We start from the raw sequence: 13810 nt of genomic DNA, 5'->3' as shown, positions 1-13810 counted from the left end.
AGCGCCGGCACGGCCTCCAGCAGCGTGCATCGAGTGCCGGTTTAACCTGCAGGAATTAGTCCCGCTTCGGAGGGATCAGCCACAGGAAAGTGGCATTCGGCCACATGCGCTCCGGCGCCCGGTCCGACTCCGGGGATCCCCAAGCTGACTTGACCAGAGTCATTTCTAGTCATCTTTTCTGGCCGCTCTGCGCTGCAAATGGGTTGTGCTTTCCAGCACCGCGTGCGAAAGCGGCACCCCGACGGTGGATCCAGCGGTGATGGCAGCTCGCCTTGCAACACGATTCGCCTGGCCGGACGTTTAGCGGGATCAAGCTTCGGCGACGCGGACATCAACGAGGCGGTGTACGGATGAAGAGGCGCGTCGAAGACCTGCTCGGTGGATCCAGATTCGATGATCCGGCCCAAATACATGACCGCGACCCGGTCGGTGACGTGCCGAACCACCGACAGATCGTGGGAAATGAAGATGTAACTCACGCCCAACTCCTGCTGCAGATCGTTGAGCAGATTGAGCACCTGCGCTTGTACCGAGAGGTCCAGGGCAGAGACCGGCTCGTCAAGGATGATCAGGTCGGGGTCCAAAGCCAGCGCCCGGGCAATCCCAATGCGCTGCCGCTGTCCTCCGGAAAATTCCTGCGGAGACTTGGCGGCATCTGTTGCGCGCAGCCCCACCAGATCCAGCAGTTCATTCAGCCTTCTGTTCTTGGCCGCGGTTCCTCGATACAGGTCCTTGTGTGTTGCAAAGGGCTCCGTAATGATTTGCCCCGCGGTCATGCGGGCATTAAGCGAGGCGAAGGGGTCTTGAAATACCATTTGCACTCGGCGTCGCCAGGTAAGCAATTCCTTGCCCCGCAGGGCGAAGGGGTCCTGCCCTTCAAAGCGCACGGTCCCCGTATCCGGAGTCTCCAGCATCATCAGGGTGCGGGCAAGCGTTGATTTGCCGCACCCCGATTCTCCGACCAGCCCAAGGGTTTCGCCCTGGCGTACATGGAGATTAATGCCGTCCAGGGCCCGTAGCTCTTGGCTTCCGGCGGCCCCGGCCGATACGTGGAAGGTCTTGGACAAGTCCTTGACCTCCAGCACGTTCTCGGGGCTCATACTAGGCGAAGTGCTCATCGGATTTCCTCCTTGACGTTGTTGGCATCATCGTTGTCGGTCTTGGCCGCTGACACCTTTTCGGCGAAGTGGCACGCCGCGCGTTGTCCATCTGCCGTGTCCCGCAGCAGCGGGCGCTCTTGACGGCAGATAGCACTCGCCAGCGGGCAGCGATCCTGATAGACGCATCCGGCAGGAATCTTGGTTAGTTCCGGAGGGCTGCCCGGAATCGAAGACAGCCCTTCGCCGCGCTGCGCATCGGTCGGCACCGACTCGAGCAACCCCTTGGTGTATGGGTGGGTGGGGTGAGAGAACACCTTGTCGACGCTGCCTTGCTCAACGACGTTTCCGGCATACATCACGCACACCTCGTCGGCTTCTTCCGCCACCACCGCGAGGTCGTGGGTAATGAGCACAACCGCCATCTGCTGTTCGGTACGCAATTTACGCAGCAACAACATGATTTGCGCCTGGACCGTCACGTCCAAAGCGGTGGTGGGCTCATCGGCGATCAGCAACTGCGGACTGAGCGCGACGGCCATCGCGATCAGGATGCGCTGGCGCATGCCCCCGGAGAACTGGTGCGGGTAGGAGTTCACTCTGGTTTCGGGTTCCGGTATGCCTACCCGGCGCATCAGGTCGATCGCCTCGGCTTTGGCCTGCTTCTTGCTGGCCCCACGGTGGATGCGGAACGCCTCCCCCAGCTGAGTGCCAATGGTATAGACCGGATTCAGTGCGGTCAGCGCGTCTTGGAAGACGATACCCAGCCCGGGGCCGGCGACCGCCCGGCGCTGTTTCGGATTCATCTGGTTCAGGTCTTGGCCATCGAGTACCGCGGTGCCGCCGGCGACGGAGGCCACCGGGTCGAGCAGCCCGGCAATGGCCTTGGCGGTCATCGATTTCCCGCACCCGGACTCGCCCAGCAGGGCTAGCGTCTGGCCGCGCCGCGCGGCGAAACTCACCTGGCTGACCACCCTCACGGTTCCCTGCGGAGTGCGTATGTCCACGTCGAGTCCGGTGACTTCGAGCACCGTGTCGGTAGGCGGATCTGATTGCGCTGTCGGTTCAAGCATCTCGGTCATCATTTCGCGTCCTTGATTACTGCGGTGAGGTCCTTCTTTGCCTGCTTATCCAGCGTCAATCGCCAGCGTTGGGCCGGATCGGTGGCAATGCGCATCCATGCGGCCAGCACGTTGGCGGCCACCGCCGTGATCACAATGGCAAGCCCCGGAAGGATCGAAAGCCACCAGGCGGTCTGCAGGTACTGGCGTCCTTGGGCGACCATCAGCCCCCAGGAAACGTCTGGTGGCTGGATGCCGATCCCCAGGAATGACAGCGAGGATTCGGCGAGCATTACGAAACAGAATTCCAGGGTCGCCAGGGTCAGCAGGGTCGGGGTGACGACCGGGATCACATGCCGCACGATAATCGAGTTGGGTTTGGTTCCGAAGGTCCGCGCCGCGTCCACAAAGGTGCGCGACTGCAGCTCGGCAGATTCGGCCCGTGCGGTACGCATGTAGATCGGGATGCGGGTAATCGCCAGAATTAGCACAATATTTGCAGCCGACGGGCTGAAAACAAAAAGAACAACTACGGCAAGCAGCAACGAGGGAAAGGACATGATGATGTCCGCCAGGCGCATTGAGATATTTTCGCGCCGGCCGCGGTGATAGCCCGCCCAAACTCCCCAGAGCGAACCGAGGAAGAGGGCAACGAGCACCGCAGGAACGGCGACCAGCAATGTGGTCTGGGTCGCGACAACCATCCGGGCAAGCATGGAACGGCCCAGCGAATCCGAACCCAGAAAATAGGCCCAGCCATTTGCCGGATCAAATGGCGCCTTATTCATGAACATCAGATCTTGATTGGTGGCCAGTTCACCCATCAGGGATGGCCCGAAAGCCGCAGTCAGCAGGACGAAGCCGAGAATTACCGCGGCTACGGTGGCAAATTTATCGCGCAGCAGCATGCTCAGCATGCTCGGCCGCCCCAGTCGTTGGGCGACCGATGTCTTAACCGTCTTGCCGGGCACCGGCTGATCTTGGATTTGTGTCATGGCTATCCCCTAAGCGTCGAGCACGGCGGTCGCCGCCGAGCCGGTAGTAGTTGGGGTGGTGGGTGCTTTTGGACCGTTTTGCTGTCCACGGTGCTCGACTCGCGCCTTGCGGCGCTTGCGCGCCCCGGCGCTGGGTCGAACCCTCGGATCCAGCAGCGCGTAGCCGATATCGATCAGGATGTTCAGGACAAAGATCGCCACCGCGGTCAGCAGCACACAGGCCTGGAGCACCGCGAAATCCCGTTGCAGAATGGAGTCGATCATCAGCTTGCCAATGCCCGGCCAACCGAAAATGGTCTCCACCACCACCGCGCCATTGACCAGTCCCACCGTCAGGTCACCGGCGACGGTGAGCCCCGGGGCAGCGGCATTGCGCAATGCATGCGCTCCGACCACCCGATATTGGGTTGCACCCTTGGCGCGCGCCAGCTTGATATACGGTTCAGACAGTGAAGAGACCATGGCTCCGCGGACCACCTGGACCAACGTGCCGAAGGGTCGCATCACCAATGTCGCCACCGGCAGCACCCAGGCCGCCATGCCCACCACCCCGGAGGTAGGAACCCAGCCGAGCGTGATGGCGAACACCCAGATTCCTACGATCGCGAGCCAGAAATCTGGGATGGACGCGGCGGTCATGGACAGGAAGCTGGAGAATCTGTCCAAAATGCCGTTGGGCTTCAGCGCCGCGGCGGAACCCACAATAACCGCCAGCACAATCGCGAGGGCCATCGTGGTGCCGGCCAGCTGCAGCGTTGCGGGGAAAGCCCGCAACGCCATGGCGCCCGCGCTTTCACCGGTGCGCATCGATTCGCCGAAATCCAAACGGAGAATTCCGCCGAAATACTGTGCCATTTGCACCCAGATCGGCTGGTCAAGTCCGTTGCGGACCGCGAAGTCCTCTCGCATGGCCTCGGTGGCATTCAACGGCAGGTAGAGCGCCGCCGGGTTGCCGGTCATCCGGGCCAGTGCGAAAACGCCCACGATGACAACCAGCAACGGCAGGCCAGAGGAGATGATCCTTTTACGCAGATAGGTGAGCATGTGACCGTGTACCTTCAGTAATTTTCGTCATTATCTGTTCCACTTCAACAGCATCGGATGCTTACTTCGCGGTGACTTCGGCCAAGCGAAGCTCGTCACCCGAGGATGAGTTCGGTTCGTAGCTCACGGTCCCGGCAATGCCGAGCATGCCCGTCTGATGCGCAATATGGGCGAATTGCACGACCTCGTCATTCTGGTACTGGAAGACCTTTTCGAAGGCCGCCTGGCGGTCCTCGCCGGTGGCGGCATCCGCCGTGTCGATGAGTTCATCCAGCTCCGGGGTTCCGAAGGCCGACTGGGCTCCCTTGGATGTCATGTACTGGTCAACGGTGAAGGCTGCGTCACCGGCCTGGTTCCCGTGCTGGGTCATCAGCATGATGGCGCCGTCCTCGTCCGTGGGGAACGGCCGGACCTGGTAAGTCAGATGCTGGCTGGTCTCAAGCATCTTCAGATTCACGTTGAGCCCCGCCTGGGAAAGCTGCTCCTGGATGACTTGCCCCAATTCCTCGATCTTCGGGAACTGTGCGGTGCGCACAATCATGTTGATCTGCGCCGAGGTTTCCACGCCGTCGTCCTTTGCCTCTGCGACCAAGGACTTGGCTTTTTCGGGGTTGTACTCCCAAACCGGCAGGGATTCGCTGTGCCCCACGACGCCTTCGGGCACGAGTTGGGCCGCGGCCTTGTCGCGCCCGCCGTAGAGCGAGGCGACGATGGCTTCCTTGTCGATGGCATAGTTCACCGCCTGGCGGATCCGGATGTCATCAAACGGTGCCTTGTCCGCGTGCATGCGCAAAGCGACGGTCTCATTGTTCGGATAGGAGACGCCTAGATCCCCGATGCTGTCTTCGGGGCTCAGCCCGGTGGCGATGTCGGCTTCCCCGGAGGTGATCATGGCAGCTCGCACGCTTCCCTCGGAGCGCCACTGGTAGTTCGCCTTGGCAAAGGCCGAGGCCTCGCCCCAGTACTCGGCAAAAGCCGAGGCATCGATGCTTTGACCGGCATTCCACGCATCGAGCTTGTACGGACCGGTTCCGATGGGTTCGCGTACCTTTTCCGTGGTCGAAGTTTCCGCGGGGACGACTTCGAGGAAGGACAAGCGCAGCGGCAGGATCGGGTCCGCTTTCAAGGCGGTGACCTCCACCGTGTTGTCATCCACTGCCTTGACGTCCAAGTCATCGTCGCCAAAGACATAGCCTTCAACATTGCAGCCCAAATCCGAGTTGACGGCGCGGTTTATGGTCGCCGCGGCATCTTCTGCGGTGAAGTCCGATCCGTCGTGGAATTTCACACCTTCGCGAAGCTTCAGCGTCCAGGTGGTGTCGTCCTCGCTGGACCATTCGGTGGCGAGTTTCGGTTCGAGTTCTCCGGTGGAGGGATTGCGTTCGATCAACGGCTCGGTGATGGTCGAACGGACCACCACGCCGGTGCTCGTCAGATTCGATTCGCAGGCCTCAAGCGTGGGAGGCTCCTGCTGCAGCACGATCCGGAGGGTGTCGCCGGCAACGGCCGCCTGCGAGCCGCTGGTGGAATCTTCGGAATTGGCCACCGAGCAACCTGCCAGCGCCGTGGTGCTCAGCAGGGCGCCGGCGGCCACTGCCATGGAGATGCGCCGAGCTCGTGGTGCGGTGTGCGGGGAGTTAGTCATCGTTGTTTCCTTCGACGTACGAGTGCGGGTGCGGCCAGTGCGAAAAACTAGCCTTGTTCGTACCAAAGTTTTGACTGCAGCCGGTGGCCGGTCAAGGGATGACCGGTCGGCGTCATGGCCAAAGAGAAGGATCACTGGTGCCTACCGGCAAGTATCAAATGTGACATGCGCTACATTTCGCGCCTGAATCCTCACCGATACCGTAAGGGCATAGATCTATCCAATCTGCGTGTTGGACTTGAATCGTTGAAAGTTCCTACGATGCAGTTATGCCCACAGATACCAGCGCGTCCGCATCGCGCAACACCACCGCAATCACCGGGAACACCATCGTGCGCGTCGGCCCGGTGAACCCCACCGTCGCGAAGGCCCTTGCCGAAGAATTCGATTCGCTGATCCTTCCCGCGGTCGGCGCCGAGCGCGACACTTTCCTTCAAGTGCACGCGGATGCGATCCGCATCGCCGTATGCTCGGGCAAGATCGGCGTCGATACCGAACTGATGAGCCGCTTGCCCAATCTGGAAGCGATTATCAATTTCGGCGTGGGCTACGATGCCACCGACTTCTCCCAGGCCGCACAGCGCAACATCCCGATCAGCAACACTCCAGAGGTTCTCACCGACTGCGTGGCGGATACCGCGCTGGGCTTGTACTTGAGCACGCTTCGCTCATTGGGTGCAGCCGAGCGATTTGTCCGCAATGGAACGTGGGGCAAGGGAGAGAATTTCCCGCTGGCCACCAGGGCCAGCGGCAAACGCGTGGGCATCCTCGGCCTTGGCCGAATCGGGCAGGCAATCGCCACACGCTTGGAGGCATTTGGGTGTGAAATCCACTATCATAACCGTTCGCAAAAGCCCGGCGTTTCCTATACCTTCCACGGCTCCGCAGCCGAGCTCGCCGCGGCCACCGATGTCTTGATCGTCGCGGCGGCAGGCGGCCCGGAATCGGCCAATCTGGTGGACGGCGAGGTCCTGTCGAAAGTTGGAACGCAAGGCTTCCTGATCAATATTGCGCGCGGCAGCGTGGTGGACGAAGCAGCGCTTGTCCATGCCCTGCAAAATGGCCTGATTGCGGGCGCAGGGTTGGACGTCTTCGCCAAGGAACCGACCGTCCCGCAAGCGCTGCTTGCGCTGGATAACGTTGTGCTGCTGCCGCACCTGGGCAGCGGAACGCACGAGACGCGCGCAGATATGGCGGCGATGACCTTGGATAACCTGCGTTCCTATCTGGCAGACGGTTCGCTCGTCACCCCAATCTCCTGACGCGGCCTGCTTTCCAGCGCTCCGGCGGCACCGCGTGAGAAGAGTGGAAGACTCAAACTGCTGAGGCTGGAATATCGCAGCACGACTTCGCGTTGTGCCTAAGACGACAACCGAGGAGAAATGAGCAGAATATGGCCGAAACAAATCGAGTAGTCATTCTTGGCGGACACGGGAAGATCGCCCTTCTCGCGGCGCCCAAACTTGCACGTCAGGGACTGGAAGTCGAGTCCGTGATCCGCAATCCGGACCATGCAGAAGAAATCACCGCGCTTGGCGCGACTCCGGTCGTGCTCGACATCGAGCAGGCCGACGTGGACAGCCTCGCTCGGCAGTTTGCCGGCGCCAAGGCCGTTGTTTTCTCCGCCGGAGCCGGCGGCGGCAATCCCGAACGCACCCTTGCGGTGGACTACCAGGCTGCCGTGCGCACCATGCAGGCAGCGCAGCAGGCTGGAGTGAAGCGCTTTGTGATGGTTTCATACTCACGCGCTGCGGTGGACGTGGACACCCTCGATCCGGAAGATTCGTTCTACGGCTACGCTAAGGCCAAGCACGACGCAGATGAGTATCTGCGCGGCACCGATCTGGACTACACGATCCTCGGACCGGGCGCCTTGACCCTCGACTCGTCCACCGGGCAAATCGTCCGGGCCGACGCAGAAGGCAAGATCCAGGGTCGCGCCGTGCTGGATGGGAAATCCAACACCTCGCGAGAGAACGTCGCCGAGGTCATCACGCACGTGCTGGCCAAGGATGCGGCGACTCGCCGAACGGTTAATTTCTACGATGGGTCGACCCCGATCGCTGAAGCCATCGGCTAGCCCAAGCCTCCCCTCCACGAAAGACCGCTCGGATGCTCCGGGCGGTCTTTCACTTTAATCTTGGTGACTGCGGTCGGCACCGCGGCAGATCTGGTTGCAGAATCCCAGCAGAACCACTTGTGTCACAACTCCTTAACTTATAATATAAGTTACATGCAGGGCCCGCGCAGGGCACTTTCCCAATAGGAGTTCAAAACTCATGAGCTACACACCAGATGCCATTCGCCACGTCAAGCTTTCTACCGCACGGCTTCCCCTGGCCACACCGATCTCGGATGCCAAGGTCTTCACCGGACGCCAGAAGCCGATGACCGAAGTGGTCTTCCTCTTCGCGGAAATCACCACCGAGCAGGGCCACGAGGGCCTTGGCTTCTCCTACTCCAAGAGAGCCGGCGGCCCCGCGCAGTACGCACACGCCAAGGAAGTCGCACAGACCATGATCGGCGAGGACCCCAACGACATCGCCAAGCTCTACACCAAGCTGCTGTGGGCCGGCGCCTCGGTGGGTCGTTCGGGTGTCGCCACCCAGGCACTGGCGGCCTTGGACATCGCGCTCTACGACCTGAAGTCCAAGCGCGCGGGGCTGCCGCTGGCCAAGTTCCTAGGCGCGCACCGCGATTCGGTCCGCACCTACAACACCTCCGGTGGATTCCTGAACGCAAGCATCGAAGAGGTCAAGGACCGTGCGACTCAATCCATTGCCGAGGGTATCGGCGGCATCAAGATCAAGGTCGGGCTGCCCGACAGCGCCGAAGACCTGCGCCGCGTCGCTGCCGTGCGTGAGCACATCGGGGCGGACTTCCCGCTGATGGTGGATGCAAATCAGCAGTGGGACCGCGCCACTGCCCTGCGCATGGGCCGCAAGCTCGAAGCATTCGACCTGGTGTGGATCGAAGAGCCATTGGACGCCTATGACGCCGAGGGGCATGCGGCGCTGACCGCCGCACTGGATACCCCCATCGCCACCGGCGAGATGCTTGCCTCGGTGGCCGAACACGAGCGCCTGATCTCCGCCCGTGCGTGCGACATCATTCAGCCCGACGCTCCACGCGTCGGCGGCATCACCCAGTTCCTGCGTCTGGCGACGCTAGCCGATCAGGCTGGACTGGATCTGGCACCGCACTTCGCCATGGAAATCCACCTGCATCTGGCAGCCGCCTACCCACGCGAACCGTGGGTGGAGCATTTCGACTGGTTGGATCCGCTGTTCAATGAACGCCTCGAGACCAAAGACGGCCGCATGATCGTGCCGAACCGCCCGGGTCTGGGATTCAGCTTCAGCGACCAGGCACGCGCCTGGACCACCGAAACTGTGGAATTCGGCCGGGCCTAAAGAAACCGCAATAAGCGCCGGGACATCTCATCGAGGTGCCCCGGCGCTTATTCTTGACCTATGGAGAGCATGAAACCGAATCTGACCACCACCCTGGTCCAGCACCTTCGTGAGCGGATCAGCTCCGGGGCAATCGCCCCCGGCGACAAGCTTCCCAGCGAGAATACGCTGATTGCCGACCACGGCGTCTCGCGCACCGTGGTCCGCGAGGCCATCACCCGGCTGCAAGCCGAGGGGCTGGTGCATACGCGCCGTGGCGCAGGCAGTTTCGCGCTGACTCCCCCGGCAGAGGATGCCTCGGCCCAGGCACGCGTGCCGCGTACCCTGGCCGAACGCCGTCAGCTGATCGAGTTCCGCATGGGCTTTGAATCCGAAGCGGCGGCAAATGCCGCAAGCCGCTCTGCCTCAGCGAATCTCACGGACATGGATTCGGCGCTGGCCGCTTTCCGCGCCGCCGGCCCCAACGCCGCCCAGGCCATGAGCTGTGACTACGAATTCCATCTGGCGGTCGCTCGCGCCAGCGCGAACCCATACTTCGTGCAAGCGGTAGAGCTCTTCGGTCCGGCAATGATCGCCATGCCACGCCAGCGCTTCTCGATCCCCGACGGCAAGCTTGCCCCGCGCCTGGAACGCGTCGCTGAGGAACACGAAGCAATCCGAGCGGCCATTGCCTCCGGAAACCAGCTGTCCGCCAGCGCCGCCATGCGCATGCACCTCGCGAACTCGTTGCATCGGCTGGACCTTGAATCTGGAATTTCCGAGGGCAACTAGCAGGCATCTGGGCAGCCTCGACGCTGCCTGCCACAGCATCAAAGCCGCAGCTATCCCGGATTTTCGGGATAGCTGCGGCCTTGAATTATCTACTGAGAAGCGCTTGCTACGTTTGCTCCACCTTCACCGCAAGCACCGGGTGTTGGGCCTGGAGCAAGATGCGTTGCGCTTGGGAACCCATGATGAACTTCCCCACCTGCGAACGCTGGCGAAGCCCAATGACGATCAGTGACACCTGGTGCTCGTCCGCCAGTCCCAGGAACTCTTCGGTGAGATCGTCACGGTAGGTCGATTCGAGCACCCGAGCCTCGATTCCCGCCTGTGCGGCGGATTCCAGGACCCTGGCCAGATCTTCCGGCGATGCGGTGTTCTTGTCAACCAAAGAACCATCACGTGAGGAATTGACGATCAGCAGCTCCTCCTGGCGCAGCTTCGATTCTTTGATTGCCGCGGCTACCGCGGCCTCTCCGACATTGCTGGGAACGTATCCGACGATGATACTCATGCGTTTTCCTTTTCCTTCGCGACCGCGGCGGCTATCGAGCCGTTTTTGCGCCTATCGATAGCTGACTTAATCATTGGCCATACAGCAACAAAGATGAACAGAGCCAGCAGCGTTGCAGAGATTGGACGGGTGAAGAACCCCGTGGGATCTCCTTCCAGCACCAGCAGGGAGCGGCGCAGGTTGGATTCCAGCAGGCTGCCCAGGACGAAGGCCAATACCAGTGGGCCTGGTTCAAAGCCGAACTTCTTCATCAGGTAGCCAAGCGCGCCAAAGAGCACCACCAGCAGCACGTCGAACATCGAGTTTCGGATCGTGTAGGCCCCCAGCAGGGTGATCAATGCGGTAATCGGAGCGAGGATCGCCGCACGGATGCGCAGGATCCTGACGAACACCCCGATCAGGGGAATGGACATGATCAGCAGCAGGATATTGCCGATGTACATCGAATTCACCACGCCCCAGAACAGTTCTGGGTCGTTGCTAATCAGCTGCGGACCGGGGGTCACACCCTGGATCAATAGCGCACCGAAAATAATCGCCATGGTCGCGTTGGCTGGGATGCCCAAGGTGAGCAAAGGTATGAAGGAACTGGTCGCCGCGGCGTTATTTGCCGATTCTGGACCGGCAACGCCTTCGATGGCTCCCTTGCCAAATCGTGAGGGGTCCTTCGCGGTTTTCTTTTCCATGGCGTACGAGGCAAGCGAAGAAATAGTCGCGCCGCCACCTGGCAGAATCCCCAGGAAGAATCCGAGCACCGAACCGCGGCCGATAGCTCCCGAAGCCTCTTTGATGTCTTTGGCCTTGGGCCAGACATTTGAGACCTTCATCGGAGCCGTGGCGGCGCGGTGGCGTTCTTCAAGGTTGTAGAGGATCTCACCGACGCCGAAGAGTCCCATGGCGATGGGCACGAAGTCGATGCCGTCTGCCAGCGACAGGTTTCCGAACGTGAAACGTTCGGCGCCGGTGAATCCATCACGTCCAACGGTGGCCAGGAACAGGCCAACCGCGGCGGCGATGATCGCCTTGATTTTCGTGCCACCAGAGATGGTGGCAACCAGCAGGATGCCGAGCATTGCCAGCGCGGTATATTCCGGTGGTCCGAAATCCAACGCAAAACTGGCAACCAGAGGGGCCAGGAAGGTCAGCCCGATAATGGAGACCGTGGCGCCAAAGAAGGAACCGATGGCCGCGATACCCAGGGCGGTACCAGCCCGGCCTTGTTTGGCCATGACATATCCGTCAAAGACGGTGACCACGCTGCTTGCTTCACCGGGCAGGCGAAGCAGTACCGAGGTGATGGTGCCACCGTACTGGGCACCGTAGAAAATTCCTGCGAGCATAATGATCGCGGTGACCGGCTCGACGCCGTAGGTCATCGGCAGCAGGATCGCGATCGTCGCGGCGGGGCCGAGGCCCGGCAGCACGCCGATGAGCATACCGACGACGACACCGAGCAGGCAGTAAAGAAGGTTAGTGGGGTCCAAGACGACGGTGAAGCCGTCCATGACCGGTCCGAAGAATTCCATGCGCATATACCTTTACTTGCGACTTAAAACAGTCGGGGAATGGTGGTGCCGAGGGCGGCGATGAAGATCGCGTAGAAGGCGGCGACAATCAAAATCGAGTAGATCGTGGCAGACCTCCAGCGTTCACCACCCAACCAGCGCATCCAGACGAAGCACAACAACAGTGCCGGAACTTCAAAGCCAATCAGCGGCATCAGCACCACCATCAGGATCAGCGTTCCGAAACCAATGGCTGCATACCAGCTCATGCCACTGAATTTCTCGCCGTCCTTGCCTCCGGAGCGTCCGACAATGATCTGTGCAATTGCCATCACACCGGCAATCAGCGTGACGATAAATGGCCACATGCCGGCCGCTGGCGCCGCCGGGGTCCCCAGCTCCAACCCGATGGACAGCGCCAGTCCGGCGATGCTCAGCGCGAGAACCACCAAGGACGAAACCAGGTTTGCGATAGGTCCAGCTGGTTCCGGAGCTTCGGCTTCCCATTGGGCTGCCAGCTCTTCGGGTGTCAGATCGTCAAGCTCGACACCCTCCGCCGGAGCCTGCGGGGCAGCCGGCTCAATAGGCCGAGCTTCTTCAGCCTTTTTCGCGTCCATAACTTTCATCCTTTGGTACTCACTTTCGGGTTGGGACCAGTAGCTACTGGTTACTTACCTGCCAGCGAGATGCCGTGCTCTTCGGTCAGGTCCTTGTACTTGGCTGCCAGTTCATTCCATTCGGTGACAACCTCTTCGCCCGAAATCTCGTGAGGGGTGAGCATGTTCTGCTCGTTGAAGCTCTTGTAGCTATCGGTGCCCACCGCGTCCTTGATCGAGGCCACGAGCGTATCCTTGGCCTCGTCGTCCAGGCCCTTAGGCGCTGCGATGGCGCGGTACTGGGATACGGGAACTTCATAGCCTGATTCGATGGCGGTCGGAACATCCGGCAGGAACTCATTGCGTTCCTTGGAGAAGATCACAATCGGGGTCACGGTACCCGCATCGATCTGCGGCTTGGCTTCGCCCAGCTGAATCGTGGAGATCTGCACCTGGTTGCCCATAACGGCGGTCAACGCCGGGGAACCCGAGTCGAAGGGAACGGTGGTTCCCGCGATATCAGCCTGCGCCAAGAGCAGCGCCTGGGCCAGCTGCGAACCGGTGCCAACACCGGTGGTGCCGAAGGAAAGCTTCTCGTCACTGTTCTTAATGTCCTCTAGGCTCTTCACACCCGAGTCGGTGCTGGCGACCATCACGTAGTCGTCTTGGGATAGACCCATGAGCACATCCAAGTCGTCGAGGGAGACGGCTTCTTCTTCCGAAACCGCCAACGGTGTGATGGTGATCAGCGACGCGTTGAGCAGGATCAGGTTCTGGCCATCGGCTTCCAAGGCCGCTACTTCCTGAGTAGCCAAGGCGCCGTTGGCACCGGGCTTATTCACCACGGGCATGGAAACGCCCAGGGATTCGGCCATGCCTTCCGCAGCAGCGCGGGAAATCAGGTCGGTGGAACCGCCGGGAGCCTGGCCCACCGTGAGCGTTACCGGACCGCTCGGGAATTCGCCGGAGGCCGTGCTGTCGCCGACGTTGCCGCCACAGGCGGTCAGCGCGAGGGCCGCGCCGGCGGCGGAAAGCGAGAGGAGGGTGCGTCGGGTCATGCGATTTTTCACGGGAAGATCTCCTATGGTTTCGAGTATATGAGTCCGATTAATGCTGGCCTCGTGAGGCAGCTCACCAATCAGGTCTCCGGTACAGCCTAGAAAATAGATATGATGCAT

At 61.1% G+C, this 13810-nt stretch carries 13 protein-coding genes; 4 read left to right on the top strand and 9 right to left on the bottom strand.

Annotated elements, in window-relative coordinates; translation table 11 throughout:
• Nucleotides 1–41 precede the first annotated feature (41 nt).
• The 5 genes from CQ019_RS10230 to CQ019_RS10210 form a co-directional block, all read right to left on the bottom strand.
• Entirely contained in the window at nt 42–1118 is a 1077-nt protein-coding gene (locus CQ019_RS10230; protein WP_105569619.1) for an ABC transporter ATP-binding protein, read from the bottom strand.
• The gene (locus CQ019_RS10225; RefSeq protein ID WP_308727243.1) at nt 1115–2182 is read right to left on the bottom strand and encodes an ABC transporter ATP-binding protein; all 1068 of its coding nucleotides are present in this window, start codon (nt 2180–2182) and stop codon (nt 1115–1117) included. Before CQ019_RS10225 ends, CQ019_RS10230 begins: the two co-directional genes overlap by 4 nt.
• Nucleotides 2179–3153: an ABC transporter permease gene (locus CQ019_RS10220; RefSeq protein ID WP_105552888.1), complete on the bottom strand. Its 975-nt coding sequence runs from the start codon at nt 3151–3153 to the stop codon at nt 2179–2181. The genes CQ019_RS10225 and CQ019_RS10220 overlap by 4 nt, the downstream gene beginning before the upstream one ends.
• 9 nt (nt 3154–3162) lie before the next feature.
• Nucleotides 3163–4197: an ABC transporter permease gene (locus tag CQ019_RS10215; RefSeq protein WP_105569618.1), complete on the bottom strand. Its 1035-nt coding sequence runs from the start codon at nt 4195–4197 to the stop codon at nt 3163–3165.
• Nucleotides 4198–4258: 61 nt separating this feature from the next.
• On the bottom strand, nt 4259–5842 hold the full coding sequence (locus tag CQ019_RS10210; RefSeq protein WP_105569617.1) for an ABC transporter substrate-binding protein: 1584 nt from the start codon (nt 5840–5842) through the stop codon (nt 4259–4261).
• Between the two features lie 269 nt (nt 5843–6111).
• Here CQ019_RS10210 and CQ019_RS10205 point away from each other — a divergent pair, with 269 nt between their 5' ends.
• From CQ019_RS10205 to CQ019_RS10190, 4 genes are all read left to right on the top strand, one after another.
• Nucleotides 6112–7104, top strand: coding sequence for a 2-hydroxyacid dehydrogenase (locus CQ019_RS10205; protein ID WP_105552885.1), 993 nt, complete (start codon nt 6112–6114; stop codon nt 7102–7104).
• A 131-nt stretch (nt 7105–7235) separates the two neighbouring features.
• Nucleotides 7236–7922: an SDR family oxidoreductase gene (locus tag CQ019_RS10200; protein WP_105569616.1), complete on the top strand. Its 687-nt coding sequence runs from the start codon at nt 7236–7238 to the stop codon at nt 7920–7922.
• A gap of 199 nt (nt 7923–8121) precedes the next feature.
• Nucleotides 8122–9255: a mandelate racemase/muconate lactonizing enzyme family protein gene (locus CQ019_RS10195; protein ID WP_105552883.1), complete on the top strand. Its 1134-nt coding sequence runs from the start codon at nt 8122–8124 to the stop codon at nt 9253–9255.
• A gap of 60 nt (nt 9256–9315) precedes the next feature.
• A complete protein-coding gene (locus CQ019_RS10190; RefSeq protein WP_308727242.1) occupies nt 9316–10026 on the top strand; it encodes a GntR family transcriptional regulator in 711 nt (236 codons plus the stop codon).
• Between the two features lie 106 nt (nt 10027–10132).
• Here the strand turns inward: CQ019_RS10190 and CQ019_RS10185 are convergent, their stop codons facing one another.
• The 4 genes from CQ019_RS10185 to CQ019_RS10170 are packed head-to-tail and all read right to left on the bottom strand — an operon-like array spanning nt 10133 to nt 13702.
• Complete coding sequence (locus CQ019_RS10185; protein ID WP_105552881.1) at nt 10133–10531, bottom strand: universal stress protein; 399 nt, start codon at nt 10529–10531, stop codon at nt 10133–10135.
• Nucleotides 10528–12057, bottom strand: coding sequence for a tripartite tricarboxylate transporter permease (locus CQ019_RS10180; RefSeq protein WP_105552991.1), 1530 nt, complete (start codon nt 12055–12057; stop codon nt 10528–10530). Before CQ019_RS10180 ends, CQ019_RS10185 begins: the two co-directional genes overlap by 4 nt.
• 23 nt (nt 12058–12080) lie before the next feature.
• A complete protein-coding gene (locus CQ019_RS10175) occupies nt 12081–12653 on the bottom strand; it encodes a tripartite tricarboxylate transporter TctB family protein (RefSeq protein WP_105569615.1) in 573 nt (190 codons plus the stop codon).
• 50 nt (nt 12654–12703) lie between these two features.
• Nucleotides 12704–13702 (bottom strand): tripartite tricarboxylate transporter substrate binding protein, encoded by a 999-nt coding sequence (locus tag CQ019_RS10170; RefSeq protein ID WP_258133508.1) that lies wholly within the window; start codon nt 13700–13702, stop codon nt 12704–12706.
• Between the last annotated feature and the right edge of the window lie 108 nt (nt 13703–13810).

The sequence above is a fragment of the Arthrobacter sp. MYb229 genome, assembly GCF_002975405.1.
Taxonomy (GTDB): domain Bacteria; phylum Actinomycetota; class Actinomycetes; order Actinomycetales; family Micrococcaceae; genus Glutamicibacter.
The sequence above is the reverse complement of the archived record's forward strand: the minus strand, read 5'-3'. Positions and strand labels throughout refer to the sequence as shown.

Bases quoted from the DNA above. Each gene is read 5' to 3' on its own strand.
- CQ019_RS10190 (WP_308727242.1), top strand. From the start codon at position 9,316: ATGGAGAGCATGAAACCGAATCTGACCACCACCCTGGTCCAGCACCTT.
- CQ019_RS10185 (WP_105552881.1), bottom strand. From the start codon at position 10,531: ATGAGTATCATCGTCGGATACGTTCCCAGCAATGTCGGAGAGGCCGCG.
- CQ019_RS10220 (WP_105552888.1), bottom strand. From the start codon at position 3,153: ATGACACAAATCCAAGATCAGCCGGTGCCCGGCAAGACGGTTAAGACA.
- CQ019_RS10175 (WP_105569615.1), bottom strand. From the start codon at position 12,653: ATGGACGCGAAAAAGGCTGAAGAAGCTCGGCCTATTGAGCCGGCTGCC.
- CQ019_RS10180 (WP_105552991.1), bottom strand. From the start codon at position 12,057: ATGGAATTCTTCGGACCGGTCATGGACGGCTTCACCGTCGTCTTGGAC.
- CQ019_RS10230 (WP_105569619.1), bottom strand. From the start codon at position 1,118: ATGAGCACTTCGCCTAGTATGAGCCCCGAGAACGTGCTGGAGGTCAAG.
- CQ019_RS10200 (WP_105569616.1), top strand. From the start codon at position 7,236: ATGGCCGAAACAAATCGAGTAGTCATTCTTGGCGGACACGGGAAGATC.
- CQ019_RS10205 (WP_105552885.1), top strand. From the start codon at position 6,112: ATGCCCACAGATACCAGCGCGTCCGCATCGCGCAACACCACCGCAATC.
- CQ019_RS10225 (WP_308727243.1), bottom strand. From the start codon at position 2,182: ATGATGACCGAGATGCTTGAACCGACAGCGCAATCAGATCCGCCTACC.
- CQ019_RS10215 (WP_105569618.1), bottom strand. From the start codon at position 4,197: ATGCTCACCTATCTGCGTAAAAGGATCATCTCCTCTGGCCTGCCGTTG.
- CQ019_RS10210 (WP_105569617.1), bottom strand. From the start codon at position 5,842: ATGACTAACTCCCCGCACACCGCACCACGAGCTCGGCGCATCTCCATG.
- CQ019_RS10195 (WP_105552883.1), top strand. From the start codon at position 8,122: ATGAGCTACACACCAGATGCCATTCGCCACGTCAAGCTTTCTACCGCA.